This window comes from Methylacidimicrobium tartarophylax (assembly GCF_902143375.2).
In the GTDB taxonomy this organism is placed as follows: Bacteria; Verrucomicrobiota; Verrucomicrobiia; order Methylacidiphilales; family Methylacidiphilaceae; genus Methylacidimicrobium; species Methylacidimicrobium tartarophylax.
Genome location: NZ_CABFVA020000122.1, coordinates 1 through 16,920 on the forward strand (window position 1 = coordinate 1; position 16,920 = coordinate 16,920).

General features: G+C 61.5%; 20 protein-coding genes. 7 read left to right on the forward strand and 13 right to left on the reverse strand.

Features of this window, described 5'->3' with window-relative positions; translation table 11 throughout:
• Positions 1 to 72: 72 nt before the first annotated feature.
• The 4 genes from rplU (at position 73) to MAMT_RS10715 (ending at position 2,170) form a co-directional block, all read left to right on the forward strand.
• Complete coding sequence (rplU, locus tag MAMT_RS10700; RefSeq protein ID WP_142661033.1) at positions 73 to 405, forward strand: 50S ribosomal protein L21; 333 nt, start codon at positions 73 to 75, stop codon at positions 403 to 405.
• Between the two features lie 9 nt (positions 406 to 414).
• Positions 415 to 669, forward strand: a complete 255-nt coding sequence (gene rpmA, locus MAMT_RS10705; RefSeq protein WP_142661017.1) for a 50S ribosomal protein L27 — start codon at positions 415 to 417, stop codon at positions 667 to 669.
• Positions 670 to 734: 65 nt separating this feature from the next.
• The gene (obgE, locus tag MAMT_RS10710; RefSeq protein WP_142661018.1) at positions 735 to 1,820 is read left to right on the forward strand and encodes a GTPase ObgE; all 1,086 of its coding nucleotides are present in this window, start codon (positions 735 to 737) and stop codon (positions 1,818 to 1,820) included.
• Positions 1,817 to 2,170 carry a hypothetical protein gene (locus tag MAMT_RS10715; protein ID WP_142661019.1) on the forward strand — a complete coding sequence of 118 codons (354 nt, stop codon included), beginning with the start codon at positions 1,817 to 1,819 and terminating at the stop codon, positions 2,168 to 2,170. The genes obgE and MAMT_RS10715 overlap by 4 nt, the downstream gene beginning before the upstream one ends.
• Before the next feature lie 10 nt (positions 2,171 to 2,180).
• On the opposite strand, the gene MAMT_RS10720 is transcribed toward MAMT_RS10715, so the two are convergent.
• The 13 genes from MAMT_RS10720 to pyrF all read right to left on the reverse strand — a co-directional run bounded on the left by MAMT_RS10720 (position 2,181) and on the right by pyrF (position 13,893).
• The gene (locus tag MAMT_RS10720; protein ID WP_246186660.1) at positions 2,181 to 2,579 is read right to left on the reverse strand and encodes a YraN family protein; all 399 of its coding nucleotides are present in this window, start codon (positions 2,577 to 2,579) and stop codon (positions 2,181 to 2,183) included.
• The gene (rnhB, locus tag MAMT_RS10725) at positions 2,576 to 3,283 is read right to left on the reverse strand and encodes a ribonuclease HII (protein WP_246186661.1); all 708 of its coding nucleotides are present in this window, start codon (positions 3,281 to 3,283) and stop codon (positions 2,576 to 2,578) included. Before rnhB ends, MAMT_RS10720 begins: the two co-directional genes overlap by 4 nt.
• Before the next feature lie 93 nt (positions 3,284 to 3,376).
• Complete coding sequence (gene rplS / locus MAMT_RS10730; protein WP_142661020.1) at positions 3,377 to 3,715, reverse strand: 50S ribosomal protein L19; 339 nt, start codon at positions 3,713 to 3,715, stop codon at positions 3,377 to 3,379.
• On the reverse strand, positions 3,693 to 4,409 hold the full coding sequence (gene trmD, locus MAMT_RS10735; protein WP_142661021.1) for a tRNA (guanosine(37)-N1)-methyltransferase TrmD: 717 nt from the start codon (positions 4,407 to 4,409) through the stop codon (positions 3,693 to 3,695). The genes rplS and trmD overlap by 23 nt, the downstream gene beginning before the upstream one ends.
• 274 nt (positions 4,410 to 4,683) lie before the next feature.
• On the reverse strand, positions 4,684 to 4,956 hold the full coding sequence (gene rpsP / locus MAMT_RS10740; protein WP_142661022.1) for a 30S ribosomal protein S16: 273 nt from the start codon (positions 4,954 to 4,956) through the stop codon (positions 4,684 to 4,686).
• 23 nt (positions 4,957 to 4,979) lie between these two features.
• Entirely contained in the window at positions 4,980 to 6,311 is a 1,332-nt protein-coding gene (gene ffh, locus MAMT_RS10745; protein ID WP_142661023.1) for a signal recognition particle protein, read from the reverse strand.
• Between the two features lie 27 nt (positions 6,312 to 6,338).
• Positions 6,339 to 7,748, reverse strand: a complete 1,410-nt coding sequence (locus tag MAMT_RS10750; RefSeq protein WP_142661024.1) for a proteasome accessory factor PafA2 family protein — start codon at positions 7,746 to 7,748, stop codon at positions 6,339 to 6,341.
• 3 nt (positions 7,749 to 7,751) lie between these two features.
• On the reverse strand, positions 7,752 to 8,528 hold the full coding sequence (locus MAMT_RS10755) for a proteasome subunit alpha (RefSeq protein WP_142661025.1): 777 nt from the start codon (positions 8,526 to 8,528) through the stop codon (positions 7,752 to 7,754).
• A 339-nt stretch (positions 8,529 to 8,867) separates the two neighbouring features.
• Entirely contained in the window at positions 8,868 to 9,665 is a 798-nt protein-coding gene (locus MAMT_RS10760) for a proteasome subunit alpha (protein ID WP_142661026.1), read from the reverse strand.
• Between the two features lie 4 nt (positions 9,666 to 9,669).
• Positions 9,670 to 9,852 carry a ubiquitin-like protein UBact gene (locus tag MAMT_RS10765; RefSeq protein WP_342799837.1) on the reverse strand — a complete coding sequence of 61 codons (183 nt, stop codon included), beginning with the start codon at positions 9,850 to 9,852 and terminating at the stop codon, positions 9,670 to 9,672.
• Between the two features lie 36 nt (positions 9,853 to 9,888).
• Positions 9,889 to 11,439 (reverse strand): proteasome accessory factor PafA2 family protein, encoded by a 1,551-nt coding sequence (locus MAMT_RS10770; protein ID WP_142661027.1) that lies wholly within the window; start codon positions 11,437 to 11,439, stop codon positions 9,889 to 9,891.
• Positions 11,440 to 11,477: 38 nt separating this feature from the next.
• Entirely contained in the window at positions 11,478 to 13,166 is a 1,689-nt protein-coding gene (locus MAMT_RS10775; protein WP_142661028.1) for an AAA family ATPase, read from the reverse strand.
• 52 nt (positions 13,167 to 13,218) lie between these two features.
• Positions 13,219 to 13,893, reverse strand: a complete 675-nt coding sequence (gene pyrF, locus MAMT_RS10780; RefSeq protein WP_246186663.1) for an orotidine-5'-phosphate decarboxylase — start codon at positions 13,891 to 13,893, stop codon at positions 13,219 to 13,221.
• Position 13,894: 1 nt separating this feature from the next.
• Between pyrF and ispE the strand changes: the two genes are divergently transcribed.
• From ispE to MAMT_RS10795, 3 genes are all read left to right on the forward strand, one after another.
• On the forward strand, positions 13,895 to 14,803 hold the full coding sequence (gene ispE / locus MAMT_RS10785; protein WP_142661030.1) for a 4-(cytidine 5'-diphospho)-2-C-methyl-D-erythritol kinase: 909 nt from the start codon (positions 13,895 to 13,897) through the stop codon (positions 14,801 to 14,803).
• Between the two features lie 137 nt (positions 14,804 to 14,940).
• A complete protein-coding gene (locus tag MAMT_RS10790; protein WP_142661031.1) occupies positions 14,941 to 16,116 on the forward strand; it encodes an NAD(P)/FAD-dependent oxidoreductase in 1,176 nt (391 codons plus the stop codon).
• Positions 16,117 to 16,141: 25 nt separating this feature from the next.
• On the forward strand, positions 16,142 to 16,822 hold the full coding sequence (locus MAMT_RS10795) for a radical SAM protein (protein WP_142661032.1): 681 nt from the start codon (positions 16,142 to 16,144) through the stop codon (positions 16,820 to 16,822).
• The last annotated feature ends 98 nt before the right edge of the window (positions 16,823 to 16,920 follow it).

Genomic DNA, 16,920 nt, shown 5'->3' on the forward strand with positions numbered 1-16,920 from the left:
TCGCGAATGCGAGCCCAAAACCCTTGTTCGAGCCGAGAGGCTGCAGAACAAGGGGTCGTGCATCGGAGGACTATGACTGCTGTGATTCGTACTGGCGGAAAGCAATACCGCGCAGAAGAGGGAGCCATTCTCGAAATCGAGATCCCGAAGAAGGGTGTTTCCGCCGGAGAGAAGTGGAGCACCGAGGAGGTACTTCTCATCGAGGCCGACGGGAAAACCGAAGTCGGCACGCCTCGGGTGGCCGGAGCAAAGGCGGTTTTCGAAGTGCTGGAAGAGATACGAGCCCCTAAGGTCGTCGCCTTCCGCTATCGTCGCCGGAAGGGTTATCATCGGACGGTCGGCCATCGTCAGCGCTTAGCGCGGGTACGTGTGGTAGAGTTATCCATCGACAAGAAATCAGCCTAGAGAACGATCATGGCACACAAAAAGGGTCAAGGAAGCTCGCGCAACGGGCGCGACAGCAACAGCAAGCGTCTGGGAGTGAAGCGCTACGGCGGCCAATGGGTCCGTAGCGGCAATATTTTGATCCGGCAGAGGGGAACACGCTTTCATCCCGGGGAGAACGTCGGACAGGGACGCGACTTTACGCTTTTTGCGCTGGCCGACGGCATCGTGCGCTGGGATCGCCTCAATCGGAAAGTTCACATTCAGCCCGAGCAGGCAGCCTAGGTAGAAGAGCCGCTCGGTCTGGACTCTCTTCTCCTTGTGCGATTGAAAGGCACACGGAAATACGCATGTTCGTCGATCGAGTCAGAATCTTCGCCAAGGCAGGGGACGGGGGACGGGGTTGTGTCAGCTTTCGGAGGGCTCCCTACGAGCCTCATGGCGGCCCCGAAGGCGGTGACGGCGGTAAAGGCGGGGACGTCCTGCTCCTCGTCGACCCCCACCGCAACGATCTCTCCCACCTCTTCTTTGCCCCCCATCAACTGGCTCAGAACGGACGGCACGGCGCGGGAGCGAAGAAGTCAGGCCGCAAGGGCTCGGACCTCGTTCTTCCCGTTCCTCCGGGAACGATCGTGAGCCGGATCAGCAGCGCCCCCGAAGAGGGCTCAAAGCTGCTGCCACTGCCGCCGCGCGATGCACCCCTGGTCCAACTCGCCGACCTTACTCCTCCGACCGATCGCTTCGTTCTCTGCCGGGGGGGACGGGGCGGCTGGGGGAACTGGCATTTTCGCGGGCCTCAAAACCAGGCACCCCGCCGCGCCGACCCTGGAAAACCGGGGGAAGGCGGGCAGTTCGTTTTTGAGCTGAAACTCTTAGCCGATATCGGACTCGTTGGACTTCCCAACGCGGGAAAATCGAGCCTGCTGCGCCGTCTCACGTCTGCGGAACCGAAGGTAGCGGACTACCCGTTCACGACTCTCTCCCCGTCCGTCGGGGTCCTCGAATGGCCGGATGGCCATCGGCTTACCGTAGCGGATATTCCTGGATTGATTCGCGAGGCGCATCTTGGGAAGGGTTTGGGCGACGAATTTCTTCGCCACATCGAGCGGTGCCGCCTCTTGCTCCTGGTGCTCGACCTCTCGGGGGCCGATCCTCTGGCCGACTTTCTCCTCCTCCGGCAGGAGCTGGAAGCCTACGGCCATGGTTTAGCCGAACGCCCCTTTCTGGTCGTCGGCAACAAGATCGATTTACGGACGGCGCGCAAAGCCGCCCTGCGTCGCGCTCGACCGGGAGGGGAGGAGCCGCTTTTTGTCTCCGCCCGTACCGGGCAGGGAATTCCCGAGCTCACCGCTGCCTTTCGGCGGAAGCTCGCATCCAGCCTTTCGGCGGCGAATCTCCCTGAAGCCGTCGAATTCTCGTCCCAGTACCTCCGATGAAAGAGGTCGCCCGATGGCTGATCATCTATGGGTTAGGGCTGATCGCCTTGGGCACCACCGGCTATCTTTCCAACCCCCGAAAGGCAAAAACCGCGCTCTATTCGGGAGGTGGATTCGGCGTCGTCGCCATCTGCCTGGGCGTGCTCACGAGGCGAGGAGTTTCCTGGGCATTGCCGACGGCCCTTTTCCTTGTCGCACTCTTTTCGCTCCTCTTGATCTGGAGATCGGTGGTCGTCTGGAAGGCCGTTGCGGCCGGCGAGCGGAGAAAGGCCTTTGTGGGCGCCCTCCTCGCCTTGATGATGCTTTTTTCTGTTTTTCTGCTCCCCTATCTCTTCCTGGCATGGCGTTAGCCGCCATTTCTCAAGGCGGCCCGAAGGCATTGGAGAGGAGCCGAATCCGATGCTTGGCCTGGACTTCGGCCAGCACCTCGACGATGTCGAAGCGATACGTGACCTCCTCGCGTCCCAACTCCTCGAGGTAGGCATAAGCCGCCCGGACCAACCGGGCCCGCTTTTCGGCATCGACGGCCTCCGCGGGCTCCCCGTATTCGGTGGAACTTCGGGTTTTCACCTCGACGAAGACAAGAACGCTCGCATCCCGGCAGACTAGATCGATCTCTCCCCCTCCGATCCGGACGTTGCGCAAGAGGACCCGGTATCCTTTCCGGCGCAGGAATCGGGCGGCTTCCCGCTCGCCCCATCTTCCGAGCTCGCAGTTCTTGCGCCAGGGCCGACCAAAGAGAAGCGAAACCAGGCTCACGCTCTTCCGCTCCCGCTGTCGGCGCCATCCTCCCAGGGAAGATTGTCGATCCTGCCCTCTGAGAGCCGTCCGAGAAAGCTTTGTCTGTGCAAGGATGTGGTGCCGTAGAGCCGCAGGGCCTCCCAATGGAGGGCTGTGCCATACCCCTTGTGGCGCGCAAAGCCAAATTGCGGATGGTCTCGGTCGACCGCCTCCATCCAACGGTCTCGCGTAACCTTGGCGAGTATGGAGGCCGCGGCGATGCAGGCGCAGCGGCCGTCACCGCCGACGATCGCGCGGGCGGGCAACTCCACGGGTGGAGTCTCCCGCCCATCGACTAAAACGATCCCCGGTCTTTCCCGCAACGCCAGAACCGCTCGGGCCATCGCAAGCATCGTCGCTGCCAGCACGTTCCACCGGTCGACTTCTTGGGCGCTCGCCAGCCCGATTCCATAGGCGACACCCGGCAAGCTCACGATCCAGTCGCAGACGGAGGAACGCTGGTGCGGTTGAAGCCTCTTGGAATCGTCGAGCCACGGATGGAGCCGAATCCGCGCGGGAAGAACGACCGCCGCCGCGATCACGGGCCCCGCCAGGCATCCGCGTCCGACCTCGTCGACGCCTGCGGCGGGATGAAAGCCTTGTTCGGCGAGGAGCCGCTCCCACTGCCGACCGACGGCTTTGCGCCGACGTCGCGCCTTGCGGATTGCCTCCTCCTTGCGCACGAAGCCCCTACCCGGGATGGGCCTTCCCAGAAACGAGTGCCGGGAAAGCTTTCATCCAGAAAGGATGAGAAAGAGCCTGCGGAAAAACGGCGGTTATTTTCTTCCGAGAACCGCTTCCTTGCCCTTCCTCCCACGGAGGTAATAGAGCTTGGCACGCCGCACCTTCGCGCTCCGTTCCACCTCGATCTTTTCGATCCAGGGAGAGTGGAGCCGGTAGACCCGCTCCACCCCTTCTCCGTAGCTTAGGCGACGCACGGTGAAGGCTGCGTTGATTCCCCGCCCCTTCTTGCCGATCACGATTCCTTGAAAGATCTGAACTCGCTCCTTTTCGCCCTCTCGAATGCGTGAGTGTACCCGCACGCTGTCGCCCACCGAAAATCGGGGAATCTCTTTCTTGAGCTGCTCTTGCTCAATCCGCTCGATTAGGTTCATCGCTCTCTCCTTTCCCTCTGCACTCCCACAAATCCTTTCTCACGCGCCGCGTCTTCTCCTCGGCCATGCGCCGCCGCCAACGCGAAATCGCGCCGTGATCGCCGGACAGGAGAATTTCGGGCACCCCCCACTCTTGGAAAACGGCCGGCCGTGTATATTGCGGACCCTCTAGAAGAGCATCTTCGAAGGATTCATGCAATACTGATTCTGCATTTCCCAAAACGCCGGGAAGGAGTCGGACCACCGAATCGACGATCGCCAGAGCGGCCACGGCCCCGTTCGCCACGACGAAATCGCCGATCGAAACCTCCTCGTCGATCCAATGATCGATGACCCGCTGGTCGACTCCCTCGTAGTGTCCGCAAACGAGGATGAGCCGAGGGGCGCGGGAAAGCTCCCAGGCCATGGCTTGATCGAACCTTCGCCCTCCCGGGGAGAGAAGACGGACGGGCGCTCTTTGCGCCATGGCTTGCACCGACTCGATCGCTTCGACGAGGGGCTCGGTTTTGAGCACCATCCCGGGCCCGCCTCCATAGGGACGGTCATCGACGGTCTTGTGGCGGTCATGAGCGTAGTCCCGAAGCTGGTGCGCGCGGAACACCAACCGCCCGCTCTCGATCGCCCGGCCCAGAATGCTCTCCCGAGCCGCCGCTTCCAGCAGCCCAGGGAACAAGGTGATCACGTCGATCCGCACCGCTCCCCCGCCCCAAAACCATTAACCTGCATGTCTCACAAGCGATCTCCTGCGGCTTGCGAAATGGACCTGCCTGCTTCGTTGCGCCTTGGTTTTCCCTTCGTGCAGTATGTCGTCATACAGCTCCGGGGGGAAACCTGCAGCCCGCCTTGCATCCAGGCCCATCCGCCGCGCCTCGGGTACGAACTTTGTGAGAGATGCAGGTTAGCCCGAATCTCTCACCCATTTGGCAACACCGGGACGCACTACTCGGAGAGAAGGGCGAGGCAGCCGGCTAGACCGCCGGAGAGGCCTCTTTCTCCGTCGGCTCGCTCGGAGCCCTCTTGACGAGCTGTGCCACGGTCTCGCTCAGCTGCGCTCCCTGTTTTGTCCAGAACTCGATGCGGTCGAGCTTCACGTGTACCCCGCCTTCTTTCAGGACAGGATCGTAGGTTCCGACCGCCTCCAAGAACTTGCCGTCCCGAGCGGCCCGACGATCCGCGACGACAATTCGAAAGAAGGGGCGATTTCTCCTCCCTTCCCTCCGTAAACGCACTGCCACTGCCATATGCTTCCTTTCTCCTTTTCTCTTCATCCACCCGGGCCCCGAGGAATCGCCAGCTTCGGCCAGCCCTTTCCCGGTCCCCCTTTCGAAATCCGCCGCATCATCTTTCGCATCGAATCGAACTTGCGCAAGAGATCATTGACATCGTTCACCTGCGTTCCGCTTCCCCGCGCAATCCTCAGCCGGCGCCGTCCATTAAGAATCGTCGGCCGGCGACGTTCTTCCGCCGTCATGGAGAGGATGATCGCCTCGATCTGCTTGATCTTCTTCTCGTCCACCTTCACGGCGTCCTTGCCGGGAAATCCGGGAAGCAGCGCCAGCAGGTTTTCCAGCGGACCCAGCCGCTTCATCAACCGAAGCTGCGCGAGGAAATCCTGAAGCCCGAATTCATTGTTCTTCAGCTTCTTGGCCATCTCCTCCATCGATTGCGCATCGATTTCCTCCTGCGCACGATCGACGAGAGCCACGATGTCCCCCATTCCCAAGAGTCTCCCGACGAATCGCTCGGGAACGAAGACCTGCAAGGCGTCGGGCTTCTCCCCTACCCCGAGGAACTTGATGGGAATGCCCGTCACGCGCTGAATCGAGAGGGCGGCACCCCCGCGCGCATCGCCGTCGGTCCTCGACAGCACCAAGCCGGTGAGCGGCACCTTGGCCGCGAAAGCTTCCGCCACCTTCACCGCCACCTGTCCCGTCGCGGCGTCGACGACCAACAGCGATTCCCCCGGCTCCCAAAGCTTAGCAACCCCTGCGAGTTCTTCGAGGAGCTCCGCATCGGCATCCAACCGGCCGGCGGCGTCGAAGATCACGATATCCATTTTTTCGCGCTCACCGCGGATCCGGCCTTCTTGCGCCACCGTTTCGATCGACGTTCCGTCCGGCCAGGAATAGACCGGGACTTGGATCTGCTCTCCGAGCCGCTGGAGCTGCTCCCGAGCGGCAGGACGAGTGAGGTCGCCCGCAACCAGAGCCACTCTCTGGCGCTGCTTTCGGAACCAGAGGGCGAGCTTCGCCGCAGTCGTGGTCTTTCCCGATCCGTTGAGTCCGCAGAGAAGGAGCCGAAGCGGCCGCTCCGGCCGGATTCCCCTCTCGCCCTCTCCAATCAGGCGGACGAGCTCCTCGTGGAAGATCTTGACGAATTGATCGCCCGGCCGGATGCCGGCCAGGGCCTCTTTCCCAAGCGCTTTCTTCTGGATTTCCTCGCAGAGCTGCTTTGCCACCGGATAGTGGACATCGGCGGCGAGAAGGGCGAGACGGATCTCCCGGAGGGCATCGGCGACGTTGGACTCCGAAAGTTTTCCATAGCCGCGAAGGTTCCGGAAAACCGATTCAAGCTTTTTCTGGAGGAGCTCAAGCATGGGGAGGAGTCGCTTCGGAAGCCGGTCTCATTTCGACCGAAGCTCCAGATCCTCGCAGAGGCCCGGCAGCTCCGCCTTGGGAGGCACCGCGCTGACGAAGGGATCTTCCAAAGCATAGTATCCGCTGTTACCGACTTGGACGTAGTCCCAATCGATCACATACGAGAATTTGCCCGCTGCCAACCTCTTCATGAGTTGGCTGCGCGCATAGGCTCTGGTGTTCCGGGGAGCTTCGAGCCGCAGATCCTCTTCACCCAAGCCGGGGAGGCCGAGCTCCTCGAGCGAAGGGTGGGGGATCAGGCCCGCCAACCTTCGTGTTTCGTCCAGATTGTGATATTCGAGGTCCAGGCTCTCCATCCAGGGGTCGTCCCAACGGACCCCTTCCTGGGTCCGAAAGAGATCGAGCAGATGCCGCTTGGTGATCCAATCGACTTTCCCCAAAAGGGCATCGTTATCCTCGCGCAGCCCGCGCAAGACCTCTTCCCATGCGAGTCGGGTCCAGACGCTATCCGGGTCCTCTTCCAGATCCAACCGGCTTACGGCAACTAGGAAGTGTTCGAGAAGCTCCACCGCCGTCCATCTCCTTCCGTCGGACAATTCGATCAGCCACGGGCCATCCGGACAGTGGGAAACCTGATGCATGGCTCGCACCGGATCGGCCAGGGCGACGTGAGGCATCCGATCCGCCTCCAGGAGGTCGAGGACCAGAGAGGTACTTCCTACCTTGAGGGCTTGGGAAAAGGGAAGCATGTTCGAATCCCCAAGAAGAAGGTGGAAGCGGCGAAAGCGGCAAGGATCTCCCAACGGCTCGTCTCGGGCATTGATCAGCGCCCGGTTGAACTGGACCCATTCGTAGATCTCGGTCTGAATGTAATCGGCGCGCTGCATCACTTGAAACGGCAGGACCCGCGTCCGGGCGCCCCGGTCGATCCCTCGCGGCACCATCACGGTCCCGACCCGACCGGCTCCGACCATCAGCCCTCGGATGGCCAGAAAGGCGAGCAGCGCGTCGACGTTGCCTTGCGTCAGGGGAGCATCTCGCCCGAGCAGATAATTTTCATGGCAACCAAAGGTTGCCCCCGTGTAGTGATCGATATTGTTCTTGATGAAGGACGCTTCCCCAGCGATGCCCAAGTCGATCAGGCCCTGCTGCAGAAGCCGCTCGCCCGCCTGATCGGAAGCGAGCAGGTCTCTAAGGCGGAGGCATTCGGCGGTGCAATACTCGATATGCCCCATGTCGACATAGAGTCGGCCCCCGTTAAAAAGAAACCCGCCGTTGCCCGCAGGTTCGTCGTAATCCCGATCGTGGACATCCATGAGGCCGATGCGCTCTCGATAAAAGAGATGGTCCCGGACGCGCTCCGGAACCGGCGGAGTCTCCATGGTTCGCTGCGAAAGGCAGCCATATTCTGTTTCCAGGCCCGCGATCCGCCGCATCTCCTACTCCTTTGCCCTCGCCCATCCTAGCCGCTGCGCCTCCGGGACGAGAAAAGCGGGTCCGCCTGCAGCGCCGGCTTCCCGGGAGAGCGCTCCTACTTCGAAGCGGTCGGTCCCGTTGCCGTCGTTCCCCTCCTTCGGCGGAGTGAATTCCGCCCAAGGAACGCGTTTGGCCTCATCCTCCTGCGCCGCCCAGGCAAGCACGCGCACGGCATGCTCTGCCATCTCCTTCCAGCTTTTGCCCGAAGGTTGCGGGGAATTCCGGCTCTCTTCGCGCCAGCGCGAGGAAAGGTCTTTGCGCGCGCCGATCAACACTCCGCGAAGCAGCTGGTCGTGTTCCACCCCGGCATAGCCGCCGTCATATTCGAGAAGCCAACCCTGATCGGTAGCGGGCGAGCTTCCCAGCTCCACCAGAACTCCCCGAAAGAGCAGCGGGGCGGCGAAGATCTGCTCGAAGGCGCTTTTCAGGGCTCCCGCCAACCCATAGCTTACGATTCTTCGCGCGCTCACGTCGGCCCGCGACCGCGAAAACCCTTCGACGTGCGCCGCCTCGATCGCGGTTTGCCGTATCTTTTCCAAGTCGGCGGGATGGCCGACGGCTCCCAGAGCCAGATGATCGTAGATCTCGAAGATCTTGGGAGTGGACGCCTTCCCGGCAAGCAAAAGGATGCCCGGCTCTCCGCTAAGAGCGACCACGGGGGCAGCACCTCGAAGTTGATCCTCGATATACTCCCGCCGATTTTGGACCGCTTCCAACCATCGATAAGGTTCCTCGATCACGCTTGCCCTCTTCCTCGCCGCATTTACTCCCTTCCCCCGAATCGCGCTGGACCTAGAACGACTCTTGCCGAAAGGGAGAGAAAGTTCGAAAGCCTACCAGCGCCTTGGCGCAATTCAATGCAAATGCGCGTTCGTTGTTTCCCGCCGCTACGATCCCCCGTTCTTCAGACTGACCCGATCTTTCTCCCCTCTCCGCCCCGCAATCGCGTACTACCGGAACCGGGACGCCCCACCCTCGCCTCTCTTTCGGCCCTTGCTGCATTGCCCGCGAAAAGCAGCGACGAACTCGTTTCCCATCTCTTCCGCCGGCGGACTCTGCGAACGGAATGGAGAGAACGCTCAAGCCGCCGCGGGGAGCAGTCGGCTTAACTGGGCTTCGGGGACGGAGCTGACCCCGGATTTGCGAACCAGTTTCACCTGGGGGTAGATGTGCGTCCGCCGATCGATGCCTCCCGTTGCGGTATCGGATTCCGCCGCTACATCCAAAAGCTGCAAGGCCAGGGTGATCGCCTCCTCTTCCGACCGCTGCGCCGGGGGAGATCCGCTCCACCGGTTCAGATATTGAAGCACACTGCGGGCCGCGGGTGATCCGGAACCCGAAACCGCGAAGTCGACGGCTTCAAATTGCGCACCCAATGCATCGTAAAAAAAGATCTTGGGATTCCCGTTCCCCAAAGGATCGACCAGGGTCAAAATGGGAATCACAACCCCTACTCCTTGCAGGGTCATGGCAAGGTTCTCCTTGAGAAGCTTTCCCACCATTCGCACCTTGGCATCCAGCGACAAGGGCTGGAGCTGGCTCCGCCGGTAGTATTCGAAGGAGTGCTGGAGAACTCGAGCGATCTCGTAGGCGGTCGCCGGAGCGCCGGCGATCGCCATGACCGTAAAGCGGTCGATCTCGATCACCTTGTCGGCCCGGTCATGAATGACCGTATGCCCCATCGTCGCCCGCCGATCTCCCGCCACGATCACCCCGTCCCGGTAATGGAAACCGAGAACGGTCGTCGATTCCAAGCCGGGGAGCGGACCACTCCCCGCCACCGCCTGCTTTCCTTCCGGAAAAAGAAGATTCCTCGACCGGAGGACGGCAAAAAAATCGCCGGTCTGCGCCCCGGAAGAGACGCTAATGGTCTCCACCTTTCTACTCCCCGGTCCGCTGCCGATAGCGCTTCGCCTGATCAGGATCGACTTTGCGCATCCGTTTCAGGATTTCTTCGGTGTTGGGCCGCTCCACTCTCGGCGCCCTCGGGCCTGGTCCCTCTCCGCCCGGACCAGGTCCAGGCGCAACCGGTTGGGTCTTTCGCACTTGTTCTGGCATCATCATAGCCCTCCTGGGTTTCGTCACATTTTATAATAACACTTAACCGCTGATTGGCTCCAGCTTCAACTCCTCGATCACATCCGAAACGAGTTGTGCCCGATCGATCACCTCGCAGTAGTGCTCCAGATCGACGCCCGGAAAGGCCGAGGAGAGCTCGACCCGATAGGTGTGTCCTTGCCAGCGGATCGCGATGTAGTCCCACTGAACATTGACCAGGTCTCGGGCAAACTTCTGAATGCACTTGCCCCGAACGTAGGCTCGAGAGGCGCTGGGCGGCTGCTGGATCGCCCGGTAGATGTCCTCTTCCCGAGAGATTCGGGAGATCTCTCCCGCCGATTCCAACGCATAATAGAGGCCTCGCTCTCGGTCGAGCAGATGATACTCCAGGTCAACGCTCTGGAGCCACGGATCATCCCACGAAAGCTTCTGCTCCTCGCGAAAGCTCTCCAGAAGTGCCCGTTTGGCAACCCAATCGAGCCGATCCCGCAAAGAATCCGGATCGCTCTGCAGCAGCTCCACGGTCTCCTTCCAACTCTTCCAGACCGCCCGTTTTTCGGGATGGTCGAGATCCACGTAGCGGCTGACCCAATCCGCGTACTCGTTCTGGAGCTCGGCAGCGGTTGTCATCCCCGAGTGGGCGAGATCGACCTCCCAGCGATCGCTCTGATCCCGGGAAATGCTCCGATGGGCGTAGAGCGGATCCGCCAGGAAGAAGCGCCGCGGAACCCGGTCGTACTGGAGAGCCTCCAAAACCAACGCCGTTGTGCCGACCTTCAACCAGGTCGCATACTCGGAAAGGTTGGAATCCCCCACGATGACGTGGAAGCGGCGATAGAGCTTGGGGTTCGCGTGGGGCTCGTCCCGCGTATTGATCAGCGGCCGCCGATTCATCGTGTCGATCCCCACGAGCTCGGTGAAGAAGTCGGCTCGCTGAGAGATTTGAAAGCCTCCGACCAGTCCCTGGTCTTCCTTTTCCCAACCCAGCTTTCCCGCTCCGCCGAAGATCTGCCGCGTGACCAGAAACGCCATCATCCCCTCGACGATGCGGTCCCAGGGAATCATCCGCGGGATCAGATAGTTCTCGTGACAGCCGTAACTGTGCCCGCCGAAGTCGGTGTTGTTCTTGTAAAGGCAGACCGTATGATTGCGCTTGCGGCTCGCCGCTCGAGCACACTCCTCCAGGATCCTTTCGCCCGCCTTGTCCTGCGCCACCAGATCCAGGAGGGTTGAGCATTCCGGGGTCGAATATTCCGGATGGGTGTGATCGTTGTAAAAACGCGCCCCGTTACGCAGGACGAAGTCGCTCTTGATCTCCTCGAAGCTGTAGGGCCTCTGGCGATCCTGGGAAAAGAAGTTTGCCTCATCGCCGTCCTGGCGCAGCTCCTTCGCTCGGAAGCCGCGGGCATCGCGATGCGGATCTTCCCGCGTGTAATCCCAGAGATTGGGGCTGCCGAGCTGTGCGGCGGCCCGCACCAGATGGATCGACTCCTCGACCACGTCGACCTCCGCATTTTCCCGAACGGCAATCCCGAATTCGGTCTCCAATCCAAAATAGATCGGCCACGCTCGAATTGGTCTCTGCTTGTCCATGGCGTCGCGCTTTCCTCCGGTCCCTTGTTCCCGAACGCTCAAACGATCTGACGCACCGTCGCTTCCTCCCTCCGAACCACGGGGGCCAGCCGAACCACGTTCTGCGGATCGTAGTCCACGAGCTTCAGCCAGTCTTCCGTAATATCGGAAGGGGGGAAGATGTCATTCTCAAGATACTCGATATCGAGCGCTGTCAAAAGATCCTCCAGCCCTAAGCCGTGATGCGACGGATCGGAGATCGCCCGCTTGATCGCCAGCTCCTTGGACCGCTCGACGATGGAGGCGATGATCGCTCCGCTGATGAGGTCGCCCCGATAGAGGTATTCCTTTCTCCCGCTCCGAAAAGTGACTTCCAAAAACCGGTTCCGCTCTGCGCGGGCGAACTGGGCGTCCAACACTCCTTCAATCAGGATGTCGATCGCCTTTGCGCGATCATCGCCTGCCTGCTCCAAGAGGCCTGCGGCGTAGGGGAGATCCTGTTCCAAGTAGATCCGGTAGATTTCGGCTGAGCCCGCGCGATCCGGGCGATTGACCTTGATCTTTCGATCGATCCGGCCCGGCCGAAGAATGGCGGGGTCGATCAAGTCCGCTCGATTGGAAGCGAGGATAATCACCACCTCCTGCATCGACTCGATCCCATCCATCTCGGCGCAAAACATGGGAACGAGCGTATTGAGGATGCTGTTGAACCGCCCTGCGCGCCGCGTACCCAAGATCGATTCCGCCTCGTCGATGAAGATGAAGGGGAGGAATCCTTCGCGCGCCAGCTCCCGGGCCTGCTCAAAGAGCTCGCGCACCTGCCGCTCCGATTCCCCCACCCACATATTCAGAATCTCGGGCCCCTTCACGTGGAGGAAGAACTCTTTCCGCTCCTCGCCGGTCTCTTCTCGAAGCTTGCGAGTCAGGTTGTAGGCGGTGGCCTTCCCCAAGAGCGTCTTCCCGCATCCGGGAGGCCCGTGGAGCAAAAATCCTTTCGGAACATGATGGTGATACTTGGCGAAGAGATCCGCATGGAGGAAAGGCAACTCCACCGCGTCCCGTATGGCGACGACAGCCCCTTTCTGGCCACCCACCTTCTCCCACGGAAGCTCCGGAACCTGATCGAGGAGCCGGTGCCTGGTCTTCGAAGTCGCCACGACCTCCAGGGCAACCCGAGAGGAGCCGTCCACCCGGATTTCCAGCCCTGCCTTGATCCGCTCCTTGGCGAGCGGGGTCGAACGAATCACCACAAAGCTTCCCCCCACCCCTTCGTGGCCGACGCGAAGACGGTTGTCCGGCAAGACGTCAACTACCTTCACCACGGGGCCGGAAAAGTCGAAGCCGAGATCTCCAACGACCGCAAAGGCCTCGTTGAGCAGCACTCTCGTTCCGACCAGGAGCGTCTCATGACCAAGCCGCGGATCGATGCTGCAGTAGAACTCGGTTCCGCCCTGCACCACCAGCGCGATCTCTTTTTTGGGGAGGCCGAGAAGGGTGCCGACCCGGTTCGCCGGAGCGGAGAGCTTCTCCACCGCCTCGTTCAGTTTTTCCAAAGCCTGACGAGCCTGCTCACCCGTCTCCTCCAGCTCGGCGACTCGGCGCCGAAGATAGAAGAATGCCTCCCGCGAGACCGCGTCGAAGGACAGCGATTGTCCGATCAGGTCGACGACCTGCAAGGCGGAAGCCGACTCTAAGTTTTCGAAAGATGTAGGCATCTCCCCTCCGAATCCTTTTTCTTTTCTCGCCATGCTTTTGAAAATAAGCGCATGCGCTCTTTCCCGCAAATCGACCTCCCACCTCCTAGGCGAGGCCGCTCCCCTCCTGAAGCAGGTTCCGCACCAAGTTGACCGGATCCTCTGCTTCCAGCACCGGACGGCCGATCACGATGTGGGTTGCCCCGAGGGCAAAGGCCTCCCGAGGCGAGACGGTGCGCCGCTGGTCATCCCCTTTTCGCTGCGTGAGCCGGATCCCCGGGGTTACCACCACTTCCGGTCGGATGTCGGATTTTCGCAGGGAGGAGAGCTCGCGGGCGGAGCAGACGATGCCGCGAATCCCGCAATCCCCGGCAAGCGCCGCAAGGGCGCAGACCCGTTCGGACAGGCTTCCGCTCAGACCTACCTCCGAGAGATCCGCCTCTTCGAGGCTCGTCAGCACCGTCACCGCGAGAATCCTGGTCTTGCTGCCTGCAGCCGCCTCCGAGGCCGCCCTGAGCATTCTCCCGCCCCCCAAGGCATGCACGGTCAGAAAGCCGACCTCCATCTGCACGCAAGCTCGGACGGCTCGCTCGACCGTGGCGGGGATATCGTGAAACTTCAGATCCAGGAAGACCTGCGCGCCCAGGGAACGGATCTCCTCCACCACTTTTGGCCCGCCGCACAGGAAGAGTTGACTTCCCACCTTGAACCAACTGACATACTGGCGAAGTCGGCGCGCCAGAAGGAGCGCCTTCTCCACATCGAAGAGATCCAAGGCCACAATGAGCCCATCCGCTAAGGGCAGGGAGGACACTTCAAAGGGCATTGAACTCTTCGCTCCCGCGAAAATCAACCTCGACCTGCGCATTCTCGGCCGTCGCTCCGACGGGTTTCACGAGCTCTCGACGCGGATGGCTCCGATCTCGCTCGGCGACCGCCTCCGGATCGCCTCCCATCCCGGACCGGAGATCTCCTTTCGATGCGACGATCCACGCCTCCCGGCGGGAGAAGACAATCTGGTCTGCCGGGCAGTGCGCCTCTTCGCCGACTCGTTCGGCCTCCTCCGCGGCTTGACGATCTCCTTGGAAAAGAGACTGCCCTCGGGAGCCGGCTTGGGGGGAGGGAGCAGCGATGCCGCCGCCGCCCTCCTAGCCCTCCGCAGCCACCTCGGCTATCCCTCTTCCCGAGACGACCTCCTTCCCCTGGCCTCCACCCTGGGCAGCGATGTTCCCTTCTTCCTGGTCCAGAAACCGGCGCTCTGCCGAGGCCGAGGGGAGATTGTCTCCCCGGAGCCTTGGCTCGGTCCGCGGCACGGACTCCTCCTTTTCCCGGGATTTCCCGTTCCGACTCCGTGGGCCTACCAAGCCTACGCCCGGACTCCTCGCCCGGGGGAAGAACGCGGCACCCCGCCCTGGGGGCCGGTCCGGAACGATTTAGAGCCCGTCGTCTTCGAGAAGTATTTGTGGCTGGCCATAGCCCGAAACTGGCTTCAAGAGCAAGCGGGTGCCAAGCTTGCCATGATGAGCGGCAGCGGAAGCTCGGTCTTCGGCCTTTGGGAAAGCCTTCCCGGTCCGGAGCTCGCAAGACGGGCGCGACTCTTCTTCGGACCGGAAGCCTGGATCCGGACCTTTTCCATTCTCAGCGACGAAGCCTCGCAAGACCTCCCGGACCTCCCAGCCCCAACCGGCTGACCGATCTTCTTTCCCCGGGTCGATCCCACGGCAATTCTCGGATTCCACACCCCCCGCAGAAGCTGGACTCGTCGGCAAGAAACTGTAAAGTATAAGTACCAGGAGAAGTTCTCTCGTCCATTTTCTTAACTTATCTTATGGCCAAATATACATATTTGATTGTCGGCGGCGGAATGACGGCCGATGCCGCCGTCCGCGGCATTCGGGAAATCGACCCGGATGGATCCATTGGAGTGCTGACGACGGAAGCGGAGCTTCCCTACAATCGGCCGCCGCTCTCCAAAGGCCTCTGGAAGGGGGAGGCGCTCGACTCCATCTGGTGTCGTACGCCCGAGGCGGGAGTGGTCTTCCACCGGGAGTGCACCGCCCGCGCTCTCGACCTTCCGTCCAAAACGGTCACGGCCGAAGGGGGCGCGGCTTTCTCGTTCGATAAGCTCCTCCTGGCAACAGGCGGGGATGCGCGCCGACTCTCGACGGCCAGCCAGAAGATTCTCTACTTCCGGACCCTGGCGGACTATCGAAAACTGCGTTCTTGGAGCGAATCCCAAGAGCGGATCTGCGTCCTCGGAGGGGGCTTCATCGGCTCGGAGATCGCCGCAGCGCTCACGCTCAACAAAAAACGCGTCACGCTCCTCTTCGCAGAGACCGGAATCGGCGGCAGGATCTTTCCGGAGGAGCTCTCACTTTTCCTCAATGACTATTACCGCCGGAAGGGCGTGGAAGTGCTGACCCGACAGACGGTTTCGGCCACGGAAGAGCATGAGGGGGTCCTGACCATCCGGCTCGGCCAAGGGACACTTTCGGTCAACGCTCTTGTCGCGGGAATCGGCATCTCGCCCAACGTCGGGCTCGCCAAGGATGCCCGCCTTGCCGTCGAAAACGGCATCGTCATCGACGAGTTTCTCCGCACCGCCCATCCGGATGTCTACGCAGCCGGAGACGTGGCGGCGTTCTTCAATCCCGCACTGGGACAGCGGGTCCGCTTCGAGCATGAGGATAACGCCCGCCACATGGGTATCCTGGCCGGCAGGAACATGGCCGGTAGCCGGGACAAATACGATCACATTCCCTTTTTCTACTCGGATCTCTTCGATCTCGGCTACGAAGCGGTCGGCCTGATCGACAACCGGCTCGAAGTCTTTTGCGACTGGAAGGAAAAATTCCATGTCGGGGTGATCTACTATTTGGACCGCCGGAGGGTACGCGGAGTCCTGCTCTGGAATGTCTGGGGCCAACTCGATGCGGCGCGGGCGCTTCTCGCCGAACCCGGCCCCTTCCAGGCTGCAAATCTCCAAGGTCGTATCCCCGCTTAGGCGGTTCGGGGTTTCTCGCGGCATCATGGACGAGCTTTCTTCGCCTTCCTCGCGCCGGGAGCCCGGGGTCGTCGTCAACGAGATTTTCCACAGCATCCAGGGAGAGAGCAGCTTTGCCGGGGAGCCCTGCGTCTTCATTCGGCTCACGGGATGCGATCTCCGCTGTCGCTGGTGCGACACGCAGTACGCCTTTTTCGAGGGGAAGCGGATGTCCCTGACCCAACTCTTGTCGGCAGTGGAAGGCTTGGGATGCGGACTCGTCGAAGTGACCGGCGGAGAGCCGCTTCTACAGAAGCATACCCCTCTCCTCCTCCGGCAGCTTTGCGACGGGGGCTACACCGTTCTCCTGGAAACCAGCGGAGCCCACTCGATCGCGGAAGTTGATCCACGGGTGCATCGGATCGTCGATTGCAAGTGTCCCTCGAGCGGAGAGTCCTCCCGAAATCTGCCCGCCAACCTGGAACTCCTGGGATTGCGGGACGAGGTGAAGTTTGTGATCGGCACGGAACTGGATTACGAGTGGGCTCGGGACCTCATCCGCCATGCTCCTTGGGTAAAGTCGGTGCGAGCCGTCCACTTTTCCCCGGTGCAGGGAGAACTTTCCCTGGAAACCCTGGCCGGTTGGCTGCTCCGTGACCGCGTGCCCGTCCGCCTGGGTTTCCAACTCCACAAGTGGATCTGGGATCCCGACCGCCGGGGAGTATAGCCTGCTTGTCTGACAGGAAGGTTAGCCGCCATTTCTCACAAGCTTTCTCCTGCGGCTTGCAAAATGGGCTCGTCTGCTTCGCTCTCGCTTGGTTTTCC

Bases quoted from the DNA above. Each gene is read 5' to 3' on its own strand.
- rplU (WP_142661033.1), top strand. From the start codon at position 73: ATGACTGCTGTGATTCGTACTGGCGGAAAGCAATACCGCGCAGAAGAG.
- rpmA (WP_142661017.1), top strand. From the start codon at position 415: ATGGCACACAAAAAGGGTCAAGGAAGCTCGCGCAACGGGCGCGACAGC.
- obgE (WP_142661018.1), top strand. From the start codon at position 735: ATGTTCGTCGATCGAGTCAGAATCTTCGCCAAGGCAGGGGACGGGGGA.
- MAMT_RS10715 (WP_142661019.1), top strand. From the start codon at position 1,817: ATGAAAGAGGTCGCCCGATGGCTGATCATCTATGGGTTAGGGCTGATC.
- rplS (WP_142661020.1), bottom strand. From the start codon at position 3,715: ATGAACCTAATCGAGCGGATTGAGCAAGAGCAGCTCAAGAAAGAGATT.
- rpsP (WP_142661022.1), bottom strand. From the start codon at position 4,956: ATGGCAGTGGCAGTGCGTTTACGGAGGGAAGGGAGGAGAAATCGCCCC.
- ffh (WP_142661023.1), bottom strand. From the start codon at position 6,311: ATGCTTGAGCTCCTCCAGAAAAAGCTTGAATCGGTTTTCCGGAACCTT.
- MAMT_RS10750 (WP_142661024.1), bottom strand. From the start codon at position 7,748: ATGCGGCGGATCGCGGGCCTGGAAACAGAATATGGCTGCCTTTCGCAG.
- MAMT_RS10765 (WP_342799837.1), bottom strand. From the start codon at position 9,852: ATGATGATGCCAGAACAAGTGCGAAAGACCCAACCGGTTGCGCCTGGA.
- MAMT_RS10770 (WP_142661027.1), bottom strand. From the start codon at position 11,439: ATGGACAAGCAGAGACCAATTCGAGCGTGGCCGATCTATTTTGGATTG.
- MAMT_RS10775 (WP_142661028.1), bottom strand. From the start codon at position 13,166: ATGGCGAGAAAAGAAAAAGGATTCGGAGGGGAGATGCCTACATCTTTC.
- ispE (WP_142661030.1), top strand. From the start codon at position 13,895: ATGAGCCCATCCGCTAAGGGCAGGGAGGACACTTCAAAGGGCATTGAA.
- MAMT_RS10790 (WP_142661031.1), top strand. From the start codon at position 14,941: ATGGCCAAATATACATATTTGATTGTCGGCGGCGGAATGACGGCCGAT.
- MAMT_RS10795 (WP_142661032.1), top strand. From the start codon at position 16,142: ATGGACGAGCTTTCTTCGCCTTCCTCGCGCCGGGAGCCCGGGGTCGTC.